We start from the raw sequence: 25,742 nt of genomic DNA on the forward strand, positions 1-25,742 counted from the left end.
TCTCCTCCCCAAGGGTTCCCCCCTGTAGTTGCCCGGATTGAAGCCAGCGGTGGCAACTGAGATCAAGGGTATGGCGCGCAAGACCTCGTTAACTTGTTCCACTTTGGGATGGAGACCGGCCGGGTGCAGCGCGGACGCAACACTGGATTTGAATTTGTTTTGAGCCAGCAGGCCTGCCTAGACAAAACCTCGGTTACGACCGACGCTAGCCGTGCATCACCACCTGACACACAGATTCGAATTCGACTGGGGCGGGGGAAAATGAAGTTTCTGACGGGGTTGCTTGCGGCGGTTCTCTTGATCGCAGGCATGGGGGCTTCTCACGCGGTGGTTCGGATCGCGGACGACCGCGGCGGCCGGATCGGAACCTACGTCGACAAGTACCAGGACCTCAGGCAATCGGGCGAGACGGTCATCATCGATGGCCTCTGTGCCTCGGCCTGCACCATCGTCCTCGGTGCTATCCCGCACGACCGGATTTGCGTGACCTCGCATGCGACGCTGGGCTTCCACGCCGCCTGGGATTTCGGCGCCAACGGCCGCGCCATCACCAATCCCGAAGCGACCCAGATGCTGTACGCGATGTATCCCTCGCAGATCAGGCGCTGGATCGGCCAGCGGGGCGGCCTCACCCCGCGGATGCTCTTCCTGAGGGGCAAGCAGCTCCAGGCCATGTACAAGCCGTGCTACCTTGACGCGCAGGCCTCGACGACCAGGCCGTCGCGCCGGTCGCTCCCGCAAGCGGACCCGCTCGAATCCGCCCGGGGCCAGCTCCTCCACTGACATCCACAGGCTGGCGGCGTCCTTTGGCGCCGCCGCGGCGTCTTGCCTGCTGGCGGCGCCTTGCCCGCAGCCGGCGCAAAGCCTATCTGAAAGCCAGGGAACCGGGGCCTTCGTCCCGATCGTTGTCATGGCTCAACCGCTGCACCCGGCACATCGGCTATCGGACAATTCGCCCACTGCCGGGCGGATGCCATCCGTGCTGCTGTGGGCGGGCGCTACAATCGGCGGACTCGCCGTGATCGGCGCGCTGGCGCTCTGGTTCCACTATGGCAGCCAGGTGTTCTTCGAAATGATCAGGACCGGCTTTGCCGCCTGCTTCTGACCTGCGACAGGAAGTTTTCCGCCAATGAGCTCCGCCACCCGTCCGCTGGTGATCGCGACCGCCTTCGCTACAAGCCTCGTCGTCGGCCTCCTGATCATGTTCTGGGCGATGGGCGGGGTCGGCAAGGTGGCACAGCCGGCCGCGATCGGCGGCCCGTTCCAGCTGACCGACCAGAACGGCAAGGCCGTCACCGACAAGAGCCTGAAGGGCAAGCCGACCCTGATCTTCTTCGGCTACACCCATTGCCCCGACGTCTGCCCGACCTCGCTGTTCGAGATCTCGGAAGTGCTGCGCGCGCTGGGCAAGGACGCCGACAAGGTCAATGCCATCTTCATCTCGGTCGATCCCGAGCGCGACACGCCGGCGACGATGAAGGATTACCTGTCGAGCTTCGATCCGCACCTCCAGGGCCTGTCCGGCGACCCCGCCGAGACCGCCAAGGTGATCTCCTCCTACCGGGTCTATGCCAAGAAGGTCCCGACCAAGGACGGCGACTACACGATGGACCACACCGCGCTGATCTACCTGATGGACCGCGAGGGCAGGTTCGTCTCGCCGTTCAATTTGAAGCGGACGCCGGAAGAGGCAGCGGTTGATTTGAAGCGCTATCTCTGAGCTTCACGCTGGCTACAATCGGCGCTCGCGTTCCCGGCGGGATGGTCTATAAGGCCCTCCGATCCCGACGAAATTCATTCCTTCGGCCGATGGCTCCATCGCAACAGGCGAAATCGCTCAAATCTGTCCGTGACTTGCTGGCAGGGCTGGTTGCCGGCCTTTGCCTGCTCGGCGGCCTCACCGAGGCGAACGCGCAAGCCCCCGCCAAGCGGCCGCCGACGGCACCTCAGACCACCCCTCAGGCGGCGCCCCAGGCCGCCCCGCAGGCGGTGCCCGGGTTTTGGGACCCGCGCCGGCGCCCCGAACGGCCTGACCTGTCGCGCCTCACCGTGATCCGCTTCCTGACCGAGACCGATTATCCGCCGTTCAACTACACCGGTGCGGACGGCAACCCGGCCGGCTTCAACGTCGATTTCGCCCGCGCCCTGTGCGAGGAGATCAAGGTCACGTGCACGGTGCAGATGCGGCGTTTCGAGACGCTGGTCGATGCGCTCACCTCCAACCGGGGCGATGCCATCATCGCCTCCATGGCGGTGAGCCCGCAGCTGCGCGCCCGCGTCGACTTCACCGATCCCTATTATCGCGTGCCGGCGCGCTTCGTCTCGCGCAAGGATGCGGTGATGCCGGAGATCCGCCCCGAATATCTCGAGGGCAAGAAGGTCGGCGCCATCGCCGGCTCGGCGCACGAGGCGTATCTCAAGGCGATGTTCACCGACGCCGAGCTGCACGCCTACCCCAATGACGATGCGATGCGCGCAGCTCTGCGCAGGGGCGAGGTCGACTTCATCTTCGGCGACGCCATCTCGCTGGCGTTCTGGATCAACGGCACGGATTCGGCCGATTGCTGCGCCTTCTCCGGCGGTCCGTTCGTCGAGAGCCGCTTCTTCGGCGAGGGCATCGGCATCGCCGTGCGCAAGGGCAACGACGTGCTGCGCCAGGCCCTGAACTGGGCGATGTTCCGGATCTGGGAAAAAGGCCGCTACACCGATCTCTGGCTACGGTATTTCTCGGTCAGTCCGTTCTGACCTTTCGCCTCTCCGCCTGCAGCGGGAGTGCGGACGATCGCAGAGATCATCACGCGCGCGTCATACCCATTCACCACGCCTGAAATTTCCCGGTCCCGCCCGCCGGCGAATTCCGCTATTGAAGGACGCGGTAATCGTTCCGTCCTCTCCGCGAGCATTCCGCGTTCGTCGATCCGTCTCGCCGGTGCGCAGGTTCAATGCAGCTTTACCTCCCGATCGCCGATCTTCCGGTCAACGTCTTCCTGGTGCTCGCCATGGGCGCTGCGGTCGGCTTCGTCTCCGGCATGTTCGGAATCGGCGGCGGCTTCCTGATGACGCCGCTTTTGATCTTCATCGGCATCACGCCGGCGGTCGCGGTGGCCTCGGTGGCGAGCCACATCGCGGCCTCCTCCTTTTCCGGCGCCCTCTCCTATTGGCGGCGGCGCGCGATCGATCCGGCGCTGGCGAGTGTGTTGTTATGCGGCGGCGTGACCGGCACGACGCTCGGCGTCTGGACCTTCACCCAGCTGCGCGCGCTCGGCCAGCTCGACCTGATGATCGCGCTCTCCTACGTCGTGCTGCTCACCACGGTCGGCAGCCTGATGTTCTCGGAAGGATTGCGCGCCTTGATGCGGACCCGGCGCGGGGCGCTGCCGCCGCGCCGCACCCACAACTGGATCCACGGCCTGCCGCTGAAGATGCGGTTCAAGCGCTCGAAGATCTATCTCTCGGTCATCCCCGTGGTGATCGTCGGCATAGTGATCGGTTTCATCGGCGCCATCATGGGTATAGGCGGCGGCTTCATCCTGGTGCCGATCATGATCTATCTCTTGAGGGTGCCGACCTCGACGGTGATCGGGACCTCGATGGTTCTCACCGTCGTCACCATGCTGTTCGCGACCATGCTGCACGCGGCGACCAATCACCTGGTCGATGCCGTGCTGGCGCTGATCCTGATGGTCGGCGGCGTCACCGGCGCGCAGTTCGGCGCCCGTGCCGGCCAGAAGATCCGCGGCGAGCAGCTGCGGCTGCTGCTGGGCTTGCTCATCCTCTCGGTCGGAATCCGCTTCGCGATAGAGCTGGTGATCCAGCCCTCCGATCTCTTCACCATCCGCGAGCTCGGAGCGAGCCGATGAGGCGCATGCTTCTCGCCATCGTCCTCGTCCTGCTGCTCGGCGGCGCTGCGCGGGCCGAGCGGCTGATCGTGTCGGTCTCGAATCACCGCGTCACGGTGACGCCGAACTATTCCGGCGAGGAGCTGGTGCTGTTCGGCTCGGTCGAGAAGGATACGACGACGCCCGCGGACCGCACGGCCTACGATCTCGTCGTCACCGTGATGGGCCCGCGCGCCGACATGGTGACGCGGCGGAAGGAGCGCACCTTCGGCATCTGGATCAACACCGACTACCGCCAGTTCCTGCAGGTGCCGAGCTATCTCGCGCTGTTCGCCAACCGCCCGCTCGACGCCATCACCTCGCCCGAGATCGCGCGGCGACAGCAGATCGGGCTCAACAACGTGCTGCTGACGCAGCGGGTCAGCGGCGACTTTGCCGACGTGGTGCCGAACGATGCGTTCCGCTCGGCCTTCATTCGCCTGCGCACCCAGCGCGGGCTCTATCGCGAAGACGGAAGCGCGGTCACGTTCTTGACGCCGACGCTGTTCCGCACCGGCATTCCGCTGCCCGCGGAGGTGCCGATCGGCACCTATGAGATCGAGATCAAGCTGTTTGCCAACGGCGCGTTCATCGGCAAGACCGAGACCGCCTTCGAGATCGTCAAGGTCGGCTTCGAGCAGTTCGTCGCCACCACCGCCCGCCAGAACGGCCTGATTTACGGCCTCGCCACCGTGGCGATGGCGCTGATGACGGGGTGGATGGCCTCGATCGTGTTCAGGAAGGACTAGCCCCGTCATTGCGAGCGCAGCGAAGCAATCCAGACTGCCTCCGCTGCGGCAGTCTGGATTGCTTCGTCGCAAGAGCTCCTCGCAATGACGGTAGTGAACAGCGGGGCCTCCACCTACACCACCGCCTTCGCCGGCCGCGTCACCAGATAGATGCCGAGCGCGACCGGAATGATGCCGAGCAGGTCGCGCGCCTCGATGTGCTCGCCGAGGACGAGGAATGCGAACAGCATGCCGAGCGGCGGCATCAGGAAATGATAGGCGCTGGCGGCGGTGGCGCCACACGTCTTCAAGAGACGAAACCAGAGCCAAGAAGCGATGATCGAGCCGCCGAGCACGAGAAAGGCGAAGGCGCCGATCAGGCTCGGCGTATAGTCGATCGCGTCGACATCGGCGAAGGTGAGCGCGACCGGTGTCAGCACGATGCCGGCCGCGAGGTTCTGCACGCCATTGCCGATCCACAGGGATCCCTTCGGCGCCAGCAGCTTGAACAGGATGGTGCCGGCCACGATCGAAGCGAGCGAGGCCAGCGTGAAGACGACGCCGTGCAGCGAATCGGTGCCGACCGACAGGCGGTGCCAGACGATTGCGGTCACGCCGATGATGCCGAGCAAGAGGCCGCTCGCCTTGCGCCAGGTCATGCCTTCGCCGAGCAGCAGCGCGGCAAGGCCCGCGGTGAACACCGGATTGGCTGACACGATCAGGCCGCCGAGGCCGGCGGAGACCGATTGCAGGCCGGTGTAGCCGAGGCCGAGATAGAGCGCGTTGTTGGCGATGCCGAGCACCGCGAAGATCGCGGCATCGCGCCACGACAACGACCAGGCTTCGCCGCGGATCAACGTGGCGCCCAGGATCAAGATACCCGCGAGCGAGAAGCGCGCGGCGAGCAGGATCAGCGGCGGGCAATGGGTGACGCCGATCTTGCCAGCGATGAAGGCGTAGCTCCAGAGCAGGCAGAACAGGCCGATCGCGAGCGGCAATGTGTTGAACCGGCTGCGGGGGGCGGGAAGCGAGGTCGCGAGCGACATGAGGGCATTCTCGGATGTTTTCTTCTGCCCTCGATCTAGGGAGGCTGCTTGTCATTTGGAAATTAAATGATTAACTCATGCCAAGTGGATTTCTTAATGGAGGCGGCCATGCTCGATCTCGAGCTGCTGCGCAGCTTCGTCTCGGTGGTCGAGGCCGGCGGCTTCACCCGCGCCGGCGAGCGCGTCCACCGCACGCAATCGACCGTGAGCCAGCAGATCAAGCGGCTGGAGGAGGATGTCGGTCAGGTGCTGCTGCACCGCGACGGCAAGGACGTGCGCCCGACCGAGGCCGGCGAGCGGCTGCTGTCCTATGCGCGGCGATTGCTCTCGCTGGCCGAGGAGGCGCGCGACGTGCTGCGCCAGCCCGATAGCGAAGGCGCGATCCGGCTCGGCATCCCCGAGGACTTTGCCGCGTACCGGCTGGCAAAACTGCTGGGAGCGTTCTCGCGCTCGCATCCGGGATTGCGGCTGGACGTGCGCGCCGACCAGAGCAAGCATCTCGCCCGCGATCTCCAACGCGGCGAGCTCGACCTTGCGCTCTACAAGCGCGAGGCTGGCGCGAAGGACGCGATCGCGGTGTGGCCGGAGCGGGTGCACTGGGTCACCAGCAAGAGCCATCCGGTCGACGTCAACGTGCCGTCAGTGCCGCTGATCGGCTTTCCGCTCGGCTGCATCTACCGCGCCGGCGCCATCCACGCGCTGGAAACGGCCGGCCGCGCTTGGCACACCGCCTACACCTCATCGAGCCTCGCCGGCATTCAGGCCGCGGTCGCCGCCGGCATGGGCCTCAGCATCCTGTCGGAGATGGCGATCCAGACCGACCACCGCGTGCTGACGGCGAAGGACGGCTTTGCGCCGATCAACAAGACCGAGGTTGCACTGATGGCTTCACCGGATGCGAGCCCGGCGACGCTGCGGCTTGCGGACCGTCTCGCGGAGTTTTGCGATGCGGTGCAGAGCAAGGCGGCTTGAGCTCGCCAAAGCTCCTACGGCTCTCAATTCGCTGCGGATATCAGCTTGTCGCCGCACGCGCTTGCGTAGAACTTGCCGCCGCATTGGCGCTTGATCGCAGCGCAGCGGGCTGCGGGCGACGCCTTCTGCGGCACTGTGAAGCCGCAGCTGAGGCCATCGGCGCTGCGACCGGTCGTGCCGGCGGCAAACGCCGCACTGGTGGCGCTGATGCAGACGACGAGCAGGGCCGCAGTGGCGATCTCGATCAGCAGTCTCACGGTCCGCTTCTCCACACTGATGGCTGAATCTTTCGTAATCTAGCACCGAATCTGGGTTTCTCCGTGCTCCTCCGGGTTCCCAATTCGGCCCATTCCTTGCATAAATTTGCGCCAGCGCAGTGCACGGCCACGCGGGCGACAGTTCCGGTGCAAGGGCAAGACGCGTACAGTTAAGAGTTGTTTCGACCTAGGAAGTAACGGCTTTGCAGGATTCATCGTTCCAGCCCAGTTTTCCGGCCCCCGGGCAGCCCATCGACGAACTCGCGCTGGCCGAGATCAAGGGCGCAATCCTGGCAAAGCTGCGCCTTGCCATCGGCAAGGACGCTGGCATGGCGACCAGGCACGATTGGTACCAGGCCGCGGCGCTCGCGCTGCGCGACCGCATCGTGCATCGCTGGCTCACGGCCGAGAAGCACAGCTACGACGCCGGCCGCAAGCGGGTTTACTATCTCTCGCTCGAATTCCTGATCGGCCGGCTCTTCACCGACGCGCTCAACAACATGGGCCTGCTCAAGATCTTCGAGGTCGCGCTCGGCGATCTCGGCGTCTCGCTGCCGGAGCTGCGCAAATGCGAGCCGGATGCGGCGCTCGGCAATGGCGGTCTCGGCCGGCTCGCCGCCTGCTTCATGGAGAGCATGGCGACGCTGTCGATCCCCCGCGATCGGCTACGGCATCCGCTACGATTACGGCCTGTTCCGTCAGATCATCAATCAGGGCTGGCAGCAGGAATATCCCGACGAATGGCTGAGCTTCGGCAATCCCTGGGAATTGCAGCGGCCCGAGGTGATCTACGACGTCAATTTCGGCGGCGGCGTCGAGCATGTCGACGACAAGGGCCGCGACCGCTCGATCTGGCATCCTGCTGAGACCGTGCAGGCGATCGCCTATGACACGCCGATCGTCGGCTGGCGCGGCCAGCACGTCAACGCGCTGCGGCTGTGGTCGGCGCGCTCGCCCGATCCGCTCAAGTTAGATGCCTTCAACAAAGGCGATTACGTCAGCGCCAGCGCCGAGCAGGCGCGCGCGGAGGCGATCTGCAAGTTCCTCTATCCGAACGACGAGAGCCCGGCGGGCCGCGAGCTGCGGCTGCGCCAGGAATATTTCTTCGTCTCCGCCTCGCTCCAGGACCTGGTGAAGCGGCATCTTTCCTCCGACGGCCAGCTGCGCAACCTCGCCGGCAAGGTCGCGGTGCAGCTCAACGACACCCATCCGAGCCTTGCCGTCACCGAGCTGATGCGCATCCTCGTCGACCTCCACAATTTCCGCTGGGACGAGGCCTGGAAGATCACGGTCGCCACCCTCTCCTACACCAACCACACGCTGCTGCCGGAGGCGCTGGAGACCTGGCCGGTCGAGCTGTTCGAGCGGCTGCTGCCGCGGCATCTGGAGATCATCTACCGCATCAACGTGCAGCATCTGGCGCTCGCCGAAGCGCGCTGCCCCGGCGACATCGACTTCCGCGCCTCGGTCTCGCTGATCGACGAGAAGAGCGGCCGCCGCGTGCGCATGGGCCAACTCGCCTTCGTCGGCTCGCATCGCATCAACGGGGTCTCGGCGATGCATTCGGACCTGATGCGCGAGACCGTGTTCCACGACCTCAACCATCTCTATCCCGGACGGATCACCAACAAGACCAACGGCATCACCTTCCGACGCTGGCTGATGCTGGCGAACCCGAAGCTGACCGATTTGTTGCGCGAGAGCTGCGGCGATGCCGTGCTCGACGATCCGACCCAGCTCTCGCTGATCGAGGCGCGCGCCAGCGACGTCGAGTTCCAGAAGAAGTTCCGCAGCGTCAAGCACCACAACAAGGCCCAGCTCGCCCGCCTGATCGGCGAACGGCTCGGCATCAGGGTCGACCCGGGCGCATTGTTCGACGTGCAGATCAAGCGCATCCACGAATACAAGCGCCAGCTGCTCAACGTCATCGAGACGGTCGCGCTGTACCAGGCGATCAAGGACGAGCCCAACGGCAATTGGGTGCCGCGGGTGAAGATCTTCGCCGGCAAGGCGGCGGCGAGCTATCGCTACGCCAAGCTGATCATCAAGCTGATCAACGACGTCGCCGAAATCGTCAACAACGATCCCGCGATCGGCGGCAAGCTCAAGGTCGTGTTCCTGCCCGACTACAATGTCAGCCTCGCCGAGGTGATCATTCCCGCCGCCGATCTGTCCGAGCAGATCTCGACCGCGGGCATGGAAGCCTCCGGCACCGGCAACATGAAGCTGGCGCTGAACGGGGCCATCACCATCGGCACGCTCGACGGCGCCAATATCGAGATCCGCGACCATGTCGGCGCGGAGAACATCGCGATCTTCGGCATGGAAGCCGGCGACGTGATGATCCGGCGCAAGCAGGGGCTGGATGCCTCCGACGTGATCCGCCGGTCGCCGAAGCTGCAGCGTGCCATCAACGCGATCGGCGCCGGCGAGTTCTCGCCCGGCGACCCCGGCCGTTTCGAATCCATCGCGCACGCGCTGCGTTATCTCGACCATTACATGGTCAGCGCCGATTTCGATTCCTACTACGAGGCGCAGCGCGCGGTCGATGCGCGCTGGCAGGTGGCGCCGGCCTGGACCCGCGCCTCGATCCTCAATGTCGCGCGCATGGCCTGGTTCTCCTCGGACCGCACCATCCGCGAATATGCCGAGGAGATCTGGAACGTGCCGGTCAATCCGACCACGCCGCTGCTGCCGAACCTGCGCGACGCCGCAGGCTGATTTTTCCGCGGCGTGGAAGCGGCGTTACCTGCGAGGTTATTGCATCCTTCGCGAGGGATGATGATATGATCGTCATCATCCCCTAAGCGGCGTTGTGACACGACGCCGCAACCTCAACCGCCGTCATTGCGAGCGCAGCGAAGCAATCCAGAATCTTCCGCGGAGACAGTCTGGATTGCTTCGCTACGCTCGCAATGACGGCTGTGGAGGCATCGAGGACCAACATGCACGCCAAGCTCCCGCACCCCTTCGACGAGGCCACGCGCGTCACCGCCGGTGACTCTAGCTGGCAGGGACACACCAGCGACGATTACTGGGCCTTTGTCGGCCCGTTCGGCGGCGCCACCGCCGCGACCATTTTGCGGGCGCTGATCGAGCATCCGCAAGCCGCCGGCGATCCGCTCGCGCTCACCGTCAATTATTGTGCGCCGATCGCCAAGGGTCCGTTCGATCTCGACGTGCGCCTCGTCAAGGCCAACCGCTCCAGCCAGCACTGGAGCGTCGAGCTCAGCCAGGGCGGCGGCGAGGTCGCAACGCTCGCCACGGCGGTGTTCGCCGAACGCCGTCCGTCCTGGGAGCACAGGGTGGCGCAATATCCGGACGCCAAGCCGTTCGAGGAGACGCTGCCGTTCCCAAAAATCTCGGCATCCTGGGCCAACCAGTACGAATTCCGCTTCGTCGAGGGCGAGATGCGGATCGGCCCACCGCAAGCCGAGCCCGCCAGCACCTACTCGAAGATCTGGATCAGCGACCGCACGCCGCGCAAGCTCGACATGCTGTCGCTGATGTCGATGTCGGACGCCTTCTTCGGCCGCATCTTCCACGCAAGGCGCGAGCTGGTGCCGTTCGGCACGGTGTCGCTGACGACCTATTTCCACACCGACGCCGAGGAGCTCGCGGCTGAAGACATCACGCGCGTGCTCGCGACGGCGGATTCGAAGATCATGCACAAGAGCTACGCCGACCAGAACGCGGAGCTGTGGTCGCCGAACGGCCGGCTGCTCGCGACCACGACGCAGATCGCGTATTTCAAGGCGTGAGCTTTCTCCTCCCCCTCTCCCCGTTCTTACGGGGAGAGGGTTGGGGTGAGGGGCTGCATCCGCAAACTCGCTGACAGACAGACTCGCGGAGGGTCCCCCTCACCCGGATTGCATCTCCGATGCAATCCGGCCTCTCCCCGCACGCGGGGAGAGGCGCAGAGCCCGTCCCCGCGCACACAAAAAGGGCGGCCCCGCGGCCGCCCTTTTGCATTTCAAGCGATGGAGCTTTACTCCGCCGCCAGCTTCACGTCCGGCGCGGCCGCGCGGACCTCGGCGTCCACCTGTGCTTCGAACTTGGCAAAATTCTTCTGGAACATGCCGACCAGCGCGCGGGCGGTCTTGTCGAACTCGTCCTTGTCCTTCCAGGTGTTGACCGGGTTGAGGATCTCGGCCGGCACGCCCGGCAGCGCGGTCGGGACCGCGAAGCCGAAATATTTGTCGGTGCGGAATTCGACGTTGCGCAGCGAGCCGTCGAGCGCCGCGGTGAGCAGCGCGCGCGTCACCTTGATCGGCATGCGGCTGCCGACGCCATACTTGCCGCCGGTCCAGCCCGTGTTGACCAGCCAGCAATCGACATTGTGCTGGGCAATGAGGTCGCGGAGCATGTTGCCGTAGACGGATGGATCGAGGGGAAGGAAGGGCGAGCCGAAGCAGGTCGAGAATTCCGGCTGCGGCTCGTTGCCGAGACCGCGCTCGGTGCCGGCGACCTTGGCGGTGTAGCCGGACAGGAAGTGATACATCGCCTGCGCCGGGGAGAGCTTGGCGATCGGCGGCAGCACGCCGAAGGCGTCGGCGGCCAGCATCACCACGTTCTTCGGCTGCGGCGCGCGGCCGGTGCGCGAAGCGTTCGGGATGAAGTCGAGCGGATAGGCCGAACGCGTGTTCTCGGTCTTGGAGCCGTCGTCGAAATCGACGACGCGGGTGTCCTCATCGAGCACGCAGTTCTCGAGCACCGCGCCGAAGCGGGTCGAGGCGGCATAGATCTCAGGTTCGGCTTCCTGCGACAGCTTGATGCACTTGGCGTAGCAGCCGCCTTCGAAATTGAAGACGCCGTTCGGGCCCCAGCCGTGCTCGTCGTCGCCGATCAGGGTGCGGTTGGGATCGGCCGATAGCGTCGTCTTGCCGGTGCCCGACAGGCCGAAGAAGATCGCGGTGTCGCCCTTGGCGCCGACATTCGCCGAGCAGTGCATCGGCATCACGCCGCGCTCGGGCAGATAATAATTCAGGGTCGTGAAGACCGACTTCTTCATCTCGCCGGCATAATAAGACCCGCCGATCAGGACGATCTTGCGGGCGAAATCGATCGCGACCACGTTCTCCGAGCGGCAGCCATGGCGTTTAGGATCGGCGCGGAAGCTCGGCATGTCGATGATGGTGAGCTCCGGCACGAAGGTCGGCAGCTCGATCGCCTCGGGGCGGATCAGCAGCGTGCGGATGAACAGCGAGTGCCAGGCAAGCTCGGTGAAGACGCGCGTCTTGATCCGGTAGGCCGGGTCGGCGCCGCCATAGAGGTCCTGCGCGAACAGGCGCTTGCCTTCGGCGTGCTTGAGGAAATCCTGGTAGAGCGTCTCGAATTGCTCGGCGGTGATCGACTGGTTGCCGGCCCACCACATCTTCTTCTCGGTGGTGGCGTCGCGCACCGTGAACTTGTCCTTCGGGCTGCGCCCGGTGAACTCGCCGGTGTCGGCGCAGAGTGCGCCATCGGCGGAGAGCACTGCCTCACCCGCTGCGAGCGAGTATTGATAGAGTTGCGGCGCACCCAGGTTCCAGTGAACCTGCTTGAGATTCTTTAAGCCGAATTTGTCGGCGCCGAAGGCACCGTTGCGCACGCCCGTCTCTTGCACGAAGAAATCCTCCTAGAACCCGCGACATCAAGCGCGGCCAAGTTTGGCGCCGTCGCGATCACCGTGAATATGGGCCGTTCGGCCTCGGCTGAACGACCTAATACTGATGAACGCTGGCGTTGCCAAGCTGATCCCGCAGGATTTGGTTTATTCAAGGACCGCGCCAAACGTCGCGCATGTCAGCTCTGAAAGGCCGCAGCGAGAAAGTGCGGATGATCGCGCAACCAAATGCACATCTGCGCGTTATGTCTGGTTATTGCGGCGCACAATCACTGCGTCAACACCCCTATCTTACCTCGCCCTCGCCGATCAACGCGAACGGTCCCCACATCGCGGGATAGGCGTTGCGCGGCGACGAGGCGTCGTCGAGATAGGCTAACATCGCGCGGCGCAAGGCTTCGGCGCGGCCGAGCTTTGGCTCGTTCTTCAGCAGCTCGAACGTCGACGTGGTCAAGCGGGTCGCAGCCTCCGAATCCACGGCCCAATGGGACACCAGGAGCGCGCGAGCACCTGCGTAGAAGAACGAGCGCGCCAATCCCGACAACGCCTCCGCACCGGGCTTGTCGCCCGCGATGGTGTTGCAGGCGGACAGCACAACCCAATCGGCATTGAGCTTGAGCTGGGCCACTTCGCTCGCGGTGAGAAGTCCATCGTCGAGCTCCGTCGGCTGGTCGGGGATGGAGAGCGCCAGCGAGGGCTCCCCCAATCCCTTGACGTCGCCGGCGACAAGGCCGTGGGTGGCAAAGTAGATGATGCCGTATTGGGCAAGCGCTGCACGCTTGAGCGTCGTTTCGCTGGCGTCGCGGCCGAGATGGATGTCAGCCTCGGCAGCGCCGACGTCCCTCGCCACCGCGTTCAATTCGTCGGCGGTATCGGGCAGCTGCGGCAGCGCCTGGGCCAGCCGCGCACGATCCACGCCCGCGCCGCGCCAGAAGTCGGCATAGGCCATCGTCGCGATGCTGCGTGCCGCGACCTTGCCGTTCGCGGCGCGCCGGTCGGCGGGCCCTTCGGCTGCAGGGTTGAACACGGGATCGCCGAAACCGGTCATCGGCTTGACGCTTTGATCCCTGCGGGCGAAAGCGCGCAGCGATTTCAGGCTGATCACCGACGGCAGCACCGAGACGGCCTGTCGCCGCAGCAGCCAGGCAGCGCTGCGATAGCCCTCGAGCCGGTCCGGGATTGCAGCCTGCGGCCTCTCCGTGACCAGCAGATGAAACGGCAATGCGGTCAATGCCGCCGACGGCACGACCAGCAGGTTGCGCTTGTCCCTGGTCAGCGCCTCAACCGGGCCGAGCAGTGCGACATAGAGCTCGTTGGCAAGACCGAGGTCGAACAATCCCGATTTGCCGGATGCATCGCGCGCCTTGCCAACATCGAGCCCCCTGCGGAAAGCCGTGACCTTCTGTGCGACCGCGTCCGCTCCGAGCGGAATCTCCTTCCAGTCGACGCTCTCGCGCGTGATCGCGACGACATAGCTCCGCCTGTCGACGACGGAATAGACCACCATCGCCTCGTCGGACGCCAGCAGCGGCTGGATGTCCTTGATGGTCAGCGGCAGCGGGTTGGACAGCGAGGAATAGTCGGGAAACTCGACGGCGAGCGTCTTCTGCAATCCGTTGCGCTCGCCCGCGATCGCCGCGATCCGCACGCGGCTGCGCTGCTCGGCCGCGACGTCGCGCTGCGCCGATGGCTTCGACACTGCAGCGATGATCGCCTTGTCGAGCGCTTCGGACTCGGCCGCGAGATCCTGATCCTTGCGCACGAGCTCGGCGAGCCGGTCGCTGCCGGCGGCGAGCCGCACCGCGAGCTTGTTCACGGCAGAAGCGGCAGAGGATTGCGTGCCGCGCTGGATCGCAGCGAGCGCATCGTCGAGCGCCTTTTCGCTCGAAAGCAGCGATTGCTGCCGTGCCGCGAACAGGATCGGCAGCACGACGCGCAGCTGCGCACGATTGGCCGCGAGCGTCTTCTGCGCCAACGGCAAGGCGTCCGCCGTCCGTCCCGTCGCCTGCAGAAAATCGGCGAGATTGCTCGTCGAGGTCGCGACATCAGGGTGATCAGGCCCGAGCGCACGCTCGCGGATCGCCAGCGCGCGGCGATACAGCGGCTCGGCATCGGCATGACGCTGCTGGTGCTGATAAAGCCCGGCGAGGTTGTTGAGCGAGCGCGCGACGTCGGGGTGTTCAGGCCCCAGCACCTTTTCACGGATCGCGAGCGAGCGCTTGATCGGCGCTTCGGCATCGGCGTCGCGATTAAGGTCGCGCTCGACCTGTCCGATGTTGTTCAGGACCGTGGCGACCGCGGGATGCTCGGGACCGGCAGCCTTCTGATAGATCGCGAGCGCACGGCGGAACAGTGGCTCGGCATCGGCCGGACGCTGCTGCTTGGCGTAGAGCGTGGCGATATTGTTGAGGGATTGACCGACGTCGGGATGCTCGCGCGGCAGCGCCTTCTCGCGCACGGCAAGTGCACGCTTGAACAGCGGCTCGGCCTCTGCGAAGCGACCCTGCCGCTGATAGAGCGCGGCAAGGTTGGTCAACTCGGCCGCAACCAGGGCGTTGTCGGAGCCGAGCGATTTTTCCATGAGTGCGATCGCGCGCTTGTAGAGCGGCTCAGCCAGATCGTCCCGTCCCTGACCGGCATGGACCTGGCCGAGATTGTTCAACGCGCCCGAGAGATCGCGGCCGTTGTCCTTCTCCAGGCTGGCGACCATCGCCTGCGCCAACGGCAGCGCTTCCGAATATTTTCCGGCACCGATGAGCGCGTTGAGCCGCGCGCTCTCCGCGGCGAGACCTTTCTGCGCAAGGGCTGGCGTGGCGAGCAAGGTGGTGATGGCGAGCGCGAGAGCCGCCGTCCATGCCAAACGTTGACGCGTCATGACCCCTCTCGCTGCGAGCCCGAAAACCATCACGGTCATGGGTCGCGGCGATCGGTAGCCGCGTTCAAGCGGTTGCGCCCTGGTCCACCTTCGTGCGCGCTTCGCCAGCGAGACGGACCAGCATCTTGCGAAGCGCCGTGCCATCCGTCACCCGCTCCGGGAAGTCCAGTCGCAGCGTGGCCTGGCCGACCTGCATGTCGAGGCCTTCAGGATCACAGCCGGTACAGCGCCAGTCGCCCTCGGCGGCGCCGAGCAGCTTCGTGGCATAAAGATTGAGGGCGTCGCGATGGTCGGCGTTCATGTGCTCGACGGCGCTTGCCTCCGCCGCCAGCAGGTCCTCGGCGCCGGTGAGGTCCGTCAGGAATTGCTCCGGCTTGAGGTCGACGATCCGGCCGAAGCCGGCGACCAGATGGGTTCCCGTGGGCCGGATCCGGAAGAAGGAGAAATCCTTAAAGGAAACAAAGCCTTCTGCCGGAGGATGGGCACTCAGATACCGTCGCTGGAGCAGATCCTTGTCGGAATCGACCTCCGCCGCCCGGCCGGACAGCATGATCCGGGCGCCTTCCAGGGGATCGCCGGCCACGCGCTCGTCCAGCATCAGCGAGACCCTGGAGTCCGCAAGGATGTTCTTGGTGTGCACGGCAAGGCGCGAGATCAACAGGATCGGCGAGCCGTCGGGATGGCTGGCCAGATTGACCAGGGAACAATAGGGATCACCGCTGCCGGCCATCAGCGTCGCCAGAGCCCCCTGCCGGGACCGCCTCAGCAGCGATTTGGCGAGCTTTGCGGGGTCGAAATCGGGGGTCGGTTGCATCGGCTTTCTCGGCTCAGGTGGTTGCAAGGAGGGCCTTTTTTCAGGTAAACGGGGGCCCGGTTATGGGTCGAGATGCGGCGAATCTGCCGTGTTTCGTGGAACTTGGTCACACTTCAGCCCAGCTTGCATTGCTCGGTGACACGGTTCGAACGCCACTTCGGCACCCATGTATGCGGCGCATCACTGATTGCTCGCCGTTTCAAGCCACGACCCAAACGGAAAGCAGAAAGCAGAGAGGCTCATGCCCACAATCGCTTTGGTCGACGACGACCGCAACATTCTCACATCCGTCTCGATCGCGCTGGAAGCCGAAGGCTACCGTATCATGACCTACACCGACGGCGCCTCCGCGCTCGACGGTTTCCGCACCACCCAGCCCGATCTCGCTATCCTCGACATCAAGATGCCGCGCATGGACGGCATGGAGACGCTGCGTCGTCTCAGGCAAAAGTCCGACCTGCCGGTGATTTTCCTCACCTCCAAGGACGAGGAGATCGACGAGCTGTTCGGCCTCAAGATGGGCGCCGACGACTTCATCCGCAAACCGTTCTCGCAGCGTCTGCTGGTCGAACGCGTCAAGGCGGTGCTGCGGCGCTCGGCGCCGAAGGATCCGACCGTCGCGCCGAAGGAGAACGACGCCAAGGCGCTCGACCGCGGTCTGCTGCGCATGGACCCCGAGCGCCATACCTGCACCTGGAAGAACGAGCCGGTGACACTCACCGTGACCGAATTCCTCATCCTGCAGGCGCTCGCGACCCGGCCCGGCGTGGTGAAGAGCCGCAACGCGCTGATGGACGCCGCCTATGACGACCAGGTCTATGTCGACGACCGTACCATCGACAGCCACATCAAGCGGCTGCGCAAGAAGTTCAAGGTGGTCGACAACGAGTTCGAGATGATCGAGACGCTCTACGGCGTCGGCTACCGTTTCAAGGAAGCCTGAGGGTGCCCCCTCCACGGCGATCGAGAGCATCTCCGGTTCTCGTTCCATCGGGACGAGGATCGCTCTAGGATGCGGGGACCTTCGCACGGGCCGTCCTAACGCGGGCGTAAGCATTGCTTGACCGAACGCAGCCTGACCCTAACCAGAGCGCCGGGATCGCATCCGACGGCGTTCAGGAGCACGTTGCCGACGACAAGCCGCAGGGCTTCCGGCCGCTGAACTGGCTGAAACGCGCCGGACAGTTCTTCTTCGCGCTGTCCTTCTCGAGCCTGACCCGCCGCATCGTCTCGCTCAACCTCGCCGGCCTCGTCGCGCTGGTGGCGAGCATCCTGTACCTGTCGCAATTCCGTGCCGGCCTGATCGATGCCCGCGCCCAGAGCCTCCTGGTCCAGGCCGAGATCATCGCCGGCGCGATCGCGGCCTCTGCCACGGTGCAGACCAACGCCATCACCATCGATCCCGACCGGCTGCTCGACCTGAAGCCGGGCGAGACCTATGGCGGCTCGGACGAGTATTCGCCGCTGGACTTCCCGATCAATCCGGAGCGCGTCGCGCCGGTGCTGCGCACCTTGATCTCGCCAACCAAGACGCGCGCCCGCATCTACGATCCGAACGGCAGCCTGCTGCTCGACAGCCGCAACCTGGAAAACGTGCTGCGCTTTCCTCTGCCGCCGCCGGCCGAGCAACCCGGCATCATCGAGCGCGGCAAGGTCGCGGTGCGGACCTGGCTGAACCGCGGCGACCTGCCGCTCTATCGCGAGCTCGGGCCCGAGAACGGCAATGGCTATGCCGAAGTGGGCGACGCCCTCCAGGGCCAGAAACGCTCGATGGTGCGGGTCAATGCACGCGGCGAGGTGATCGTCTCGGTCGCCGTCCCCGTGCTGCGCTCGCGTGCGATCCACGGCGCCTTGATGCTGTCGACGCAAGGCGACGACATCGACCAGATGGTCACCGCCGAGCGCCTCGCCATCCTGAAGGTCGGCGGCGTCGCCGCCGCCGTCATGATCATGCTGTCACTGCTGCTGGCGAGCACGATCGCAGGTCCAGTGCGCCGGCTCGCCGACAGCGCCGAACGCGTCCGCCGCCGCATCAAGGCCCGCATCGAGATTCCCGATTTCACCCGCCGCCGCGACGAGATCGGCCACCTCTCCGGCGCGCTGCGCGACATGACCAACGCGCTCTACAGCCGCATCGAGGCGATCGAGATGTTCGCCGCCGACGTTGCCCATGAATTGAAGAACCCGCTGACCTCGCTGCGCTCGGCGGTCGAGACGCTGCCGCTGGCGCGCAACGAGAACAGCCGCGCCCGCCTGCTCGAGGTGATCGAGCACGACGTCAAGCGGCTCGACCGGCTGATCTCCGACATCTCCGACGCCAGCCGCCTCGATGCCGAGCTGCAGCGCCAGGATGCGATCCCGGTCGATTTGCGCCGGCTGCTGACGACGCTGACCTCCGTCGCCAACGAAACCAAGCTCGGCCACGACGTCGCGGTCGAAACGCGCTTCGAGGGCCGCGGCCCGACCGACACATTCGCCGTGAGCGGCCACGATTCCCGGCTCGGACAGGTCGTCTCCAACCTGCTCTCCAACGCGCAATCCTTCTCCGAACGCGGCAGCAAGGTGCGCCTCACCTGCCGCCGCGTCCGCTCCGAGATCGAGATCGTGGTCGACGACGACGGGCCCGGCATTCGCGAGGACGCGCTGGAGCGCATCTTCGAGCGCTTCTACACCGACCGCCCGCATCAGGGCTTTGGCCAGAACTCCGGCCTCGGCCTGTCGATCTCCAAGCAGATCGTCGACGCCCATGGCGGACGGATCTGGGCGGAGAACCGCCCTGGCCCGCCGGACGCCGACGGCACTCCGACAATTGCCGGTGCGCGCTTCGTGGTCAGGCTGCCGGCGCTATGAACGAAGGCGGGCCCAGCGTTCACGCCTCTGCCGTCAAGGTCGGGCCTTACGCCGTGCTGATCCGCGGGCCCTCGGGGTCCGGCAAGTCGCGGCTTGCCTTCGATCTGATCATGGCGGGGCGCTCGGGCATCGTGGAAAGGGCCGTTCTGGTCGGTGACGACCGTGTCCATCTGGCGACACTCGGCCACGAAATTGAGGTCCGCCCCGCGCCTCGCCTGGCGGGCCTGATTGAGATCCGGGGCCTCGGAATCCGCCGCTGCGACTTCGTGGAGCATGCGACCGTCGGTCTCGTGGTCGATCTGGCCGCAGCCGACGCGGAGCGCCTGCCGCCGGCCGAAGCCCTGAAAACCTGCATTTTTGGTGTCGAAATACCGCGAATCCCTGTTGCCCGCGACTATTCGCCCCTTCCCCTGGTTGTTGCGGCCTTGACCACTACCAAGAGTTCATCTTCGGTTAACCCTTCAGGCGATTGTTTGAAGGGAAATGGTAACCATATGAACCCCACTATCGCGACCGAATAGACCGGCGCAGCTTCCCTCATCCATCCGTCTAGATTCAGGGAGATACGCAACATCCCCTCTTGCGCGGGGGCTCTGGATGGTCAAAGTGGCGCGTTCGTGCGGTGCACCAAAAGCGCCCGCGAGGAGTTTTCCGATGATTGGTCTAGTACTTGTGACCCACGGGCGCCTTGCCGACGAATTCAAGGCAGCGCTTGAGCATGTCATGGGCCCACAAAAGCAAATCGAAGCGATCACGATCGGCGCCGAAGATGATTCCGATCTCTGCCGAAGCGACATCATCGAGGCGGTCAACCGCGTCGATTCCGGCGACGGCGTTGCGATCCTCACCGACATGTTCGGCGGCACGCCGTCGAACCTGGCAATATCCTGCATGAGCCGGCCCAAGGTCGAGGTGCTCGCGGGCATCAACCTGCCCATGCTGGTGAAGCTTGCCAAGGTGCGCGAGGAGCGACCGCTGCCCGACGCGATCGCGATGGCACAGGAAGCTGGCCGCAAATACGTCACCATCGCCAGCCGGGTGCTCGCCGGCAAATGAGCGAGGAGGCGCCACAAGCCGCGACCGGCGTGCCCGCAGGCGCGATCTCCAAGGATCTCCTGATCATCAACAAGCGCGGCCTGCATGCGCGCGCCTCGGCGAAATTCGTCCAGGCCGTCGAGCGCTTCGATGCGCAGGTGTGGGTGACGCGCGGCGGCGAGACCGTCGGCGGCACCTCGATCATGGGCTTGATGATGCTCGCCGCGGGTCCCGGCACGACGATCACGGTGGCGGCGGCAGGAACCGACGCCGAAGCCGCGCTCGCGGCGATCACGGAGCTCGTTGAGAGCAAGTTCAACGAGGAAGGGGTTTAGGGGCTTCGTCAATGAAGCTGCCGTAGGGTGGGCAAAGCGAAGCGTGCCCACCAAGTCTGTCGCGCTTGCCGAGAGATGGTGGGCACGGCGCTTCGCGCCTTTGCCCACCCTACGGCAGCTCGGCTACTTCCCCGGCGGCGCGAAGTAGATGTTCCAGCTCATCGACGGGCCGGCTTTGCCGTTGGTGAAGCGGCGCGTTGTCATCACGATGCGCTCGGCGTTGGGCGCAACCTCCGACACCCATTTCTCGAATGCGGGCAGGCGGCCGTCGGTCGGATCGAACACGCCGATGAAGCCGTGCTTCCTGGCGTCGTCGCGCGAGGTCAGTCCGGAATCCCAAGCCTCCAACGGTAGCAGCGCGGACGGATGATCCGGGCTGTAGAACACCAGCGGCTGGATCTGCTCCATCGTGCCGGCAACGACGGCCCAGCGCGAGCCGAAGCGGCTGTGCCAGGCCTGGGTCAATTCGCGCGCGAGCTCCGAGCGCGCGCCATAGATCTGTGCGTTGCCGGCATTGGCCTCCATCTCGCGCGCGGCGATCCGGGGCGAAGCGGCGAGCGTCGCGGCGCTGAGCACGAGCCAGATCGCGGCGATGTTGAACAGCGCGGCGCTCTGCACGCGCAGCGTCGGAATCGCGACCAGTGCGAGCGGCACCAAGAAGAACAGCGAGATGCCCCAATCCGTCTTCATGTAGATGCTGAAGGCGAGCGCGCCGAGCGGCGGGCCGACTGCGACGATGACCTGGACGATCCAGACATTCAGCGCCTGCGAGACATTGATCCCTGCATTGGCGCCACGCGCCCAGGCGCGCGTGACGATGCGCAACGGCGCACGCAGCAGCAATTTGACCCATGGCGGCACCAGCGCCATGGCCAGCGCCGCGAGCGCCACCGGCAATGCCAGCAGCGCGAAGTTGTGCAGCACATAGCCCGCGACCAGCTGATGCAGCTGGGCCTTGTCCTGGAGGCTGTAGGTGTCGCCGGCATAGGTCAGCGGCACGAAATGCGCATCCGCCAGCCAGACGAGGTGCGGGATCATCGCCGCGACCAAGGTGGCAATCGCGACCCACGGCGCGGGCGATGACAGGAAACGCAACCGCTCGGGATGGATCAGCGCGGCGAGGCCGATCGCGCCGATCATGGTCAGCACCCAATATTTGGTCATCAGCGCCAACGCGCCGGCAAGCCCGAGCAGGATTCCGGATTGCCAGCTCCGCTTCTCGAAGGCGTTGAGATAAGCGAGCACCAGGAGCGGCAGCGTGACGAGCTGCAGCAGGTCCGGATTGTACTTGAACCCCTTGAAATTGAAGATCGGGTACAGAGCGATCATCACCACGACCAGGAACGCGCGGCGCGCATCCACCACGCGCAAGGCGATCAGCCAGCAGAGCACCATGCCGACGCTCACCGTCGTCATCGCCAGCGCATAGGTCGCCCAGTCCGCCGCCGGGAGCGCCTTGAACCAGAGGCCGGCCACCCAGCCCGACAGCGGTGGGTGCTTGCCATAGCCCCAGAGGAATTTCTGTCCCCAGCCCCAGGCTTCTGCGACGTCCATGTGAACGTCCTGCGCCGCCTTCAGATTGATCAGGATGAAGGTCCAGAGCACCGCATGCAGGAGAGCGAATTGGATCACCAGCCACAGGCGCGCCTCGGGGCGGATCGCACAGGCGACCAGGAAGGCCCGGAAGCGGTTGTAACTCAAGCGGGTCTTTGCCCGCGCTCCGGCAGTGGGAAGAGAGGTCGTGGACATGGCCGTTGCGTAGCGCGTTTTGGCCCCTCATGGAATCAGCTTGGCGTGAACAAAGGCCCTGAAAATACAGCAATATGGTTGCCGCACGGGGATGTGAGTGGTATCCCGCGCCCATGACGACCGCCCCCATTTCCAACATCCGCAATTTCTCCATCGTCGCCCATATCGACCATGGCAAATCGACGCTGGCCGACCGCCTGATCCAGATGACCGGCGGCCTCTCCGACCGCGAGATGGCGGGCAAGGAGCAGGTGCTCGATTCCATGGACATCGAGCGCGAGCGCGGCATCACCATCAAGGCGCAGACGGTGCGCCTCGCCTACCGCGCCAAGGACGGCAAGGACTACATCTTCAACCTGATGGACACGCCCGGCCATGTCGACTTCGCCTACGAGGTCTCGCGGTCGCTGGCGGCGTGCGAAGGTTCCCTGCTCGTGGTCGACGCCAGCCAGGGCGTCGAGGCGCAGACGCTCGCCAACGTCTACCAGGCGCTCGACAACAATCACGAGATCGTCCCGGTCCTGAACAAGGTCGACCTGCCCGCGGCCGAGCCCGAGAAGGTCAAGCAGCAGATCGAGGACGTCATCGGCATCGACGCCTCCGACGCGGTGATGATCTCGGCCAAGACCGGCCTCGGCATCCCCGACGTGCTGGAAGCCATCGTCACCCGCCTGCCGCCGCCGAAGGGCGATCGCGACGCCACGCTGAAGGCGCTCTTGGTCGACAGCTGGTACGACGTCTATCTCGGCGTCGTCGTGCTGGTGCGCATCGTCGACGGCACGATGAAGAAGGGCCAGCGCGTGCGCATGATGGGCACGGGCGCGGCCTATGACGTCGAGCGCGTCGGCTTCTTCACGCCGAAGATGCAGCAGGTCGAGGAGCTCGGCCCCGGCGAGATCGGCTTCATCACCGCCGCGATCAAGGAGGTCGCCGACACCCGCGTCGGCGACACCATCACCGACGACAGGAAGCCGGTCGCCGAGATGCTGCCGGGCTTCAAGCCGGCGATCCCGGTGGTGTTCTGCGGGCTGTTCCCGGTCGACGCCGACGATTTCGAGACGTTGCGCGCCGCGATGGGCAAGTTGCGCCTCAACGACGCCAGCTTCTCGTTCGAAATGGAGACGTCAGCCGCGCTCGGCTTCGGCTTCCGCTGCGGCTTCCTCGGGCTTCTCCACCTCGAGATCATTCAGGAACGCCTGTCGCGCGAGTTCGACCTCAACCTGATCGCGACCGCGCCGAGCGTCATCTACAAGATGAAGCTCACCGACGGCCAGGAGATCGAGATCCACAATCCGGTCGACATGCCCGACGTGGTCAAGATCGCCGAGATCGACGAGCCCTGGATCGAGGCGACGATCCTCACGCCCGACGAATATCTCGGCAGCGTCCTGAAGCTGTGCCAGGACCGCCGCGGGGCGCAGAAGGAGCTCACTTACGTCGGCTCCCGCGCCATGGTGAAATACGACCTGCCGCTCAACGAGGTGGTGTTCGACTTCTATGACCGCCTGAAGTCGGTCTCCAAGGGCTACGCCTCGTTCGACTATCATCTCACCGACTACAAGCCGGCCGATCTCGTCAAGATGCAGATCCTGGTCAATGCCGAGCCGGTCGATGCGCTCTCGATGCTGGTCCACCGCACCCGCGCCGAGGGCCGCGGCCGCGCCATGGTCGAGAAGATGAAGGAGCTGATCCCGCCGCACATGTTCCAGATCCCGATCCAGGCGGCGATCGGCGGCAAGGTGATCGCCCGCGAGACGGTGCGGGCGCTGCGCAAGGACGTCACCGCGAAATGCTACGGCGGCGACATCACGCGCAAGCGCAAGCTTCTGGAGAAGCAGAAGGAAGGCAAGAAGAAGATGCGGCAGTTCGGCAAGGTCGACATTCCGCAGGAAGCTTTCATTGCCGCACTGAAGGTGGATAGCTGAGGCGGGGCTTGGGAGGGCCGGTCCGGTCTTCGGGGCCGGGAAACAGGCGGCCTCCGGGCGGCAAAACAAAAGTGCGAAAACAACCCCATGCACAGTAGCCGCCGCCTTGGCGGCATTGCGATTTTTCGATTTTTGCGAATCCGGTTTGACCCGTCGGGCAAAACAGGGGTATAGTGGCATTATCGGAGAGGGCCGGATGAGCCGGCACGATAGTCCATCTGATTTTTTCGAGTCTCGATCATTCATGCACGGAGCAATTTCATGGTCCGTGCAAAAATCATGCGTCGCAAAGACACTTGGCAGCCTAGGCGCTGCAGCATGCCAGGCTTCTGCAATGGCGTCAGGGACGTTCATTGCTTCGGCCCACACGCAATCGGCTCGGAAAGATGCGTCTCGTTCCCGCGCGTATTACGGACCCTGATCGCGCCATCGCGTCACGGAACGATTGCGTGGGCGCTGGGCAAGTGGTTGTTGGCTCGGGTCGGCGCTCGCGTTATTGTGGTTGAGCCTCAATCAGAGGAGGTGTCATGCAGCGACGGGAATTTCTCGCACTGATCGGCGCCGCGGCGGCCTGGTCACCCCTTGCTCGCGCGCAACAGCCGAAGAAAGTCCCCCATATTGGCTTTTTGACCACCGGCTCGATCGAGCAAACCCGCACTTCGATGGCTGCCTTTCATCAAGGACTACGCGAACGCGGTTATATCGACGGAGAGAATATCATCGTCGAGCTTCGAGCAGCCGATTCAAAGGCCGAACAACTCCCGGCCTTGGCGAGTGACCTCGTCCGTCTCAATCCTGCTCTTATCGTTGCACAGAATTCGCTTGCTGCGCGGGCAGTGCAGCAAGCTACCAAAACAATTCCTGTTGTTGTGCCAGTTATGGGCGACCCGGTCGAAGACGGACTCGTTGCCAGCATCGCCCGACCAGGAGGTAACATCACGGGACTAACCTTCATCGGCCCGCAGCTTGTTCCCAAGCGGCTCGCGCAATTGAAGGAAGCATTGCCCAAGGCGTCTCGGATAGCAGCGATCTGGCATCCGGCTGCATACGGCAAGACTACAACTCAAGGCATGATCAGCGGTGCGGAGTCCGCATCAAAAACCGTGGGCGTTCATTTGCAACTCATTGCCGTCCAGGATCCTGACGGGCTGGGCGAGGCGTTTTCGGCGCTTGCGGGCGCGCGTGCCGATGCAGTCTTCCTGTTTCCCAGCCCGATGTTCTTCATTGCACGCAAGCGCATCGCCGACCTCGCCGCAGAGCATCGGCTGCCGCTGTTTGCCATCGGCAAGGAATTCGTTCAACTCGGTGCGCTGCTGTCCTACGGAGCGGACATCATCGACTTGAACCGGCTAGCCACTGATTACGTCGATAAAATCCTCAAGGGCGCCAAGCCCGGGGATCTGCCGGTCGAGCAACCGACCAAGTATGAACTATTCGTCAACCTCAAGACTGCAAAGACACTCGGGATCGAAGTTCCAGCTGCATTGCTGGCCCACGCGGACGGGGTGATAGAATGATCGACTGATATTCAAGTCGATGCATTCAAGCCCGCGGACGGCCAGTCTTTTCGAGACCTCGTCCCGTTCCCGACAGAGGCAGGGCTATCGCATATGACTTGTAGCGCGGCCGATGCGCACGCCTCGTCCTTCGAGACGGCGCTTACGCGCCTCCTC

At 64.8% G+C, this 25,742-nt stretch carries 21 protein-coding genes and 1 pseudogene; 16 read left to right on the plus strand and 6 right to left on the minus strand.

The window, feature by feature from the left end:
- The first annotated feature begins 261 nt into the window (after nucleotides 1-261).
- The 6 genes from ACVWYQ_RS20220 (at nucleotide 262) to ACVWYQ_RS20245 (ending at nucleotide 4,627) form a co-directional block, all read left to right on the plus strand.
- Nucleotides 262-783, plus strand: coding sequence for a Clp protease/crotonase-like domain-containing protein (locus ACVWYQ_RS20220; RefSeq protein ID WP_198399710.1), 522 nt, complete (start codon nucleotides 262-264; stop codon nucleotides 781-783).
- A 127-nt stretch (nucleotides 784-910) separates the two neighbouring features.
- Nucleotides 911-1,105, plus strand: coding sequence for a hypothetical protein (locus ACVWYQ_RS20225; protein WP_404544367.1), 195 nt, complete (start codon nucleotides 911-913; stop codon nucleotides 1,103-1,105).
- Nucleotides 1,106-1,129: 24 nt separating this feature from the next.
- On the plus strand, nucleotides 1,130-1,720 hold the full coding sequence (locus ACVWYQ_RS20230) for an SCO family protein (protein WP_036014156.1): 591 nt from the start codon (nucleotides 1,130-1,132) through the stop codon (nucleotides 1,718-1,720).
- 89 nt (nucleotides 1,721-1,809) lie between these two features.
- A complete protein-coding gene (locus ACVWYQ_RS20235) occupies nucleotides 1,810-2,745 on the plus strand; it encodes a transporter substrate-binding domain-containing protein (protein WP_404544370.1) in 936 nt (311 codons plus the stop codon).
- A 197-nt stretch (nucleotides 2,746-2,942) separates the two neighbouring features.
- The gene (locus ACVWYQ_RS20240) at nucleotides 2,943-3,860 is read left to right on the plus strand and encodes a sulfite exporter TauE/SafE family protein (RefSeq protein WP_057027507.1); all 918 of its coding nucleotides are present in this window, start codon (nucleotides 2,943-2,945) and stop codon (nucleotides 3,858-3,860) included.
- Nucleotides 3,857-4,627, plus strand: a complete 771-nt coding sequence (locus ACVWYQ_RS20245; protein WP_036014162.1) for a TIGR02186 family protein — start codon at nucleotides 3,857-3,859, stop codon at nucleotides 4,625-4,627. The genes ACVWYQ_RS20240 and ACVWYQ_RS20245 overlap by 4 nt, the downstream gene beginning before the upstream one ends.
- A gap of 113 nt (nucleotides 4,628-4,740) precedes the next feature.
- Here the strand turns inward: ACVWYQ_RS20245 and ACVWYQ_RS20250 are convergent, their stop codons facing one another.
- A complete protein-coding gene (locus ACVWYQ_RS20250; RefSeq protein ID WP_404544372.1) occupies nucleotides 4,741-5,652 on the minus strand; it encodes a DMT family transporter in 912 nt (303 codons plus the stop codon).
- Nucleotides 5,653-5,760: 108 nt separating this feature from the next.
- Between ACVWYQ_RS20250 and ACVWYQ_RS20255 the strand changes: the two genes are divergently transcribed.
- Nucleotides 5,761-6,624 carry a LysR family transcriptional regulator gene (locus ACVWYQ_RS20255; RefSeq protein ID WP_036041864.1) on the plus strand — a complete coding sequence of 288 codons (864 nt, stop codon included), beginning with the start codon at nucleotides 5,761-5,763 and terminating at the stop codon, nucleotides 6,622-6,624.
- 23 nt (nucleotides 6,625-6,647) lie between these two features.
- Here the strand turns inward: ACVWYQ_RS20255 and ACVWYQ_RS20260 are convergent, their stop codons facing one another.
- The gene (locus ACVWYQ_RS20260) at nucleotides 6,648-6,881 is read right to left on the minus strand and encodes a hypothetical protein (protein ID WP_036014169.1); all 234 of its coding nucleotides are present in this window, start codon (nucleotides 6,879-6,881) and stop codon (nucleotides 6,648-6,650) included.
- A gap of 203 nt (nucleotides 6,882-7,084) precedes the next feature.
- Between ACVWYQ_RS20260 and ACVWYQ_RS20265 the strand changes: the two are divergent.
- Nucleotides 7,085-9,602 (plus strand): annotated as a pseudogene (locus tag ACVWYQ_RS20265) (glycogen/starch/alpha-glucan phosphorylase).
- Between the two features lie 224 nt (nucleotides 9,603-9,826).
- On the plus strand, nucleotides 9,827-10,642 hold the full coding sequence (locus ACVWYQ_RS20270; protein WP_036041827.1) for an acyl-CoA thioesterase: 816 nt from the start codon (nucleotides 9,827-9,829) through the stop codon (nucleotides 10,640-10,642).
- Nucleotides 10,643-10,869: 227 nt separating this feature from the next.
- Here the strand turns inward: ACVWYQ_RS20270 and ACVWYQ_RS20275 are convergent, their stop codons facing one another.
- From ACVWYQ_RS20275 to ACVWYQ_RS20285, 3 genes are all read right to left on the minus strand, one after another.
- The gene (locus tag ACVWYQ_RS20275) at nucleotides 10,870-12,486 is read right to left on the minus strand and encodes a phosphoenolpyruvate carboxykinase (protein WP_404544374.1); all 1,617 of its coding nucleotides are present in this window, start codon (nucleotides 12,484-12,486) and stop codon (nucleotides 10,870-10,872) included.
- Nucleotides 12,487-12,772: 286 nt separating this feature from the next.
- Nucleotides 12,773-15,361: a CHAT domain-containing tetratricopeptide repeat protein gene (locus ACVWYQ_RS20280; protein WP_404544375.1), complete on the minus strand. Its 2,589-nt coding sequence runs from the start codon at nucleotides 15,359-15,361 to the stop codon at nucleotides 12,773-12,775.
- Between the two features lie 64 nt (nucleotides 15,362-15,425).
- Complete coding sequence (locus tag ACVWYQ_RS20285; protein ID WP_404544377.1) at nucleotides 15,426-16,175, minus strand: HugZ family pyridoxamine 5'-phosphate oxidase; 750 nt, start codon at nucleotides 16,173-16,175, stop codon at nucleotides 15,426-15,428.
- A gap of 241 nt (nucleotides 16,176-16,416) precedes the next feature.
- Here ACVWYQ_RS20285 and ACVWYQ_RS20290 point away from each other — a divergent pair, with 241 nt between their 5' ends.
- The 5 genes from ACVWYQ_RS20290 to ACVWYQ_RS20310 all read left to right on the plus strand — a co-directional run bounded on the left by ACVWYQ_RS20290 (nucleotide 16,417) and on the right by ACVWYQ_RS20310 (nucleotide 20,395).
- On the plus strand, nucleotides 16,417-17,118 hold the full coding sequence (locus ACVWYQ_RS20290; RefSeq protein WP_008542552.1) for a response regulator transcription factor: 702 nt from the start codon (nucleotides 16,417-16,419) through the stop codon (nucleotides 17,116-17,118).
- Nucleotides 17,119-17,231: 113 nt separating this feature from the next.
- Nucleotides 17,232-19,025 carry a stimulus-sensing domain-containing protein gene (locus ACVWYQ_RS20295; RefSeq protein ID WP_404544379.1) on the plus strand — a complete coding sequence of 598 codons (1,794 nt, stop codon included), beginning with the start codon at nucleotides 17,232-17,234 and terminating at the stop codon, nucleotides 19,023-19,025.
- Nucleotides 19,022-19,546, plus strand: coding sequence for an HPr kinase/phosphorylase (locus ACVWYQ_RS20300; protein ID WP_404544381.1), 525 nt, complete (start codon nucleotides 19,022-19,024; stop codon nucleotides 19,544-19,546). The genes ACVWYQ_RS20295 and ACVWYQ_RS20300 overlap by 4 nt, the downstream gene beginning before the upstream one ends.
- A 133-nt stretch (nucleotides 19,547-19,679) precedes the next feature.
- On the plus strand, nucleotides 19,680-20,081 hold the full coding sequence (locus ACVWYQ_RS20305; RefSeq protein ID WP_007597752.1) for a PTS sugar transporter subunit IIA: 402 nt from the start codon (nucleotides 19,680-19,682) through the stop codon (nucleotides 20,079-20,081).
- Nucleotides 20,078-20,395 (plus strand): HPr family phosphocarrier protein, encoded by a 318-nt coding sequence (locus tag ACVWYQ_RS20310; protein WP_036014186.1) that lies wholly within the window; start codon nucleotides 20,078-20,080, stop codon nucleotides 20,393-20,395. The genes ACVWYQ_RS20305 and ACVWYQ_RS20310 overlap by 4 nt, the downstream gene beginning before the upstream one ends.
- 123 nt (nucleotides 20,396-20,518) lie before the next feature.
- On the opposite strand, the gene ACVWYQ_RS20315 is transcribed toward ACVWYQ_RS20310, so the two are convergent.
- Entirely contained in the window at nucleotides 20,519-22,144 is a 1,626-nt protein-coding gene (locus ACVWYQ_RS20315) for a glycosyltransferase family 39 protein (RefSeq protein WP_271539543.1), read from the minus strand.
- 113 nt (nucleotides 22,145-22,257) lie between these two features.
- Here ACVWYQ_RS20315 and lepA point away from each other — a divergent pair, with 113 nt between their 5' ends.
- Together lepA and ACVWYQ_RS20325 are read left to right on the plus strand one after the other, a co-directional pair.
- Nucleotides 22,258-24,069, plus strand: a complete 1,812-nt coding sequence (lepA, locus tag ACVWYQ_RS20320) for a translation elongation factor 4 (RefSeq protein ID WP_271539545.1) — start codon at nucleotides 22,258-22,260, stop codon at nucleotides 24,067-24,069.
- A gap of 527 nt (nucleotides 24,070-24,596) precedes the next feature.
- Nucleotides 24,597-25,586: an ABC transporter substrate-binding protein gene (locus ACVWYQ_RS20325; protein ID WP_271539547.1), complete on the plus strand. Its 990-nt coding sequence runs from the start codon at nucleotides 24,597-24,599 to the stop codon at nucleotides 25,584-25,586.
- Nucleotides 25,587-25,742: the final 156 nt, after the last annotated feature.

The sequence above is a fragment of the Bradyrhizobium sp. USDA 3397 genome (assembly GCF_054060965.1).

Coding starts and splice junctions, on each gene's coding strand:
- ACVWYQ_RS20220 (WP_198399710.1), top strand. CDS start 262: ATGAAGTTTCTGACGGGGTTGCTTGCGGCGGTTCTCTTGATCGCAGGC.
- ACVWYQ_RS20225 (WP_404544367.1), top strand. CDS start 911: ATGGCTCAACCGCTGCACCCGGCACATCGGCTATCGGACAATTCGCCC.
- ACVWYQ_RS20230 (WP_036014156.1), top strand. CDS start 1,130: ATGAGCTCCGCCACCCGTCCGCTGGTGATCGCGACCGCCTTCGCTACA.
- ACVWYQ_RS20235 (WP_404544370.1), top strand. CDS start 1,810: ATGGCTCCATCGCAACAGGCGAAATCGCTCAAATCTGTCCGTGACTTG.
- ACVWYQ_RS20240 (WP_057027507.1), top strand. CDS start 2,943: ATGCAGCTTTACCTCCCGATCGCCGATCTTCCGGTCAACGTCTTCCTG.
- ACVWYQ_RS20245 (WP_036014162.1), top strand. CDS start 3,857: ATGAGGCGCATGCTTCTCGCCATCGTCCTCGTCCTGCTGCTCGGCGGC.
- ACVWYQ_RS20250 (WP_404544372.1), bottom strand. CDS start 5,652: ATGTCGCTCGCGACCTCGCTTCCCGCCCCCCGCAGCCGGTTCAACACA.
- ACVWYQ_RS20255 (WP_036041864.1), top strand. CDS start 5,761: ATGCTCGATCTCGAGCTGCTGCGCAGCTTCGTCTCGGTGGTCGAGGCC.
- ACVWYQ_RS20270 (WP_036041827.1), top strand. CDS start 9,827: ATGCACGCCAAGCTCCCGCACCCCTTCGACGAGGCCACGCGCGTCACC.
- ACVWYQ_RS20280 (WP_404544375.1), bottom strand. CDS start 15,361: ATGACGCGTCAACGTTTGGCATGGACGGCGGCTCTCGCGCTCGCCATC.
- ACVWYQ_RS20285 (WP_404544377.1), bottom strand. CDS start 16,175: ATGCAACCGACCCCCGATTTCGACCCCGCAAAGCTCGCCAAATCGCTG.
- ACVWYQ_RS20290 (WP_008542552.1), top strand. CDS start 16,417: ATGCCCACAATCGCTTTGGTCGACGACGACCGCAACATTCTCACATCC.
- ACVWYQ_RS20300 (WP_404544381.1), top strand. CDS start 19,022: ATGAACGAAGGCGGGCCCAGCGTTCACGCCTCTGCCGTCAAGGTCGGG.
- ACVWYQ_RS20305 (WP_007597752.1), top strand. CDS start 19,680: ATGATTGGTCTAGTACTTGTGACCCACGGGCGCCTTGCCGACGAATTC.
- ACVWYQ_RS20310 (WP_036014186.1), top strand. CDS start 20,078: ATGAGCGAGGAGGCGCCACAAGCCGCGACCGGCGTGCCCGCAGGCGCG.
- ACVWYQ_RS20315 (WP_271539543.1), bottom strand. CDS start 22,144: ATGTCCACGACCTCTCTTCCCACTGCCGGAGCGCGGGCAAAGACCCGC.
- lepA (WP_271539545.1), top strand. CDS start 22,258: ATGACGACCGCCCCCATTTCCAACATCCGCAATTTCTCCATCGTCGCC.
- ACVWYQ_RS20325 (WP_271539547.1), top strand. CDS start 24,597: ATGCAGCGACGGGAATTTCTCGCACTGATCGGCGCCGCGGCGGCCTGG.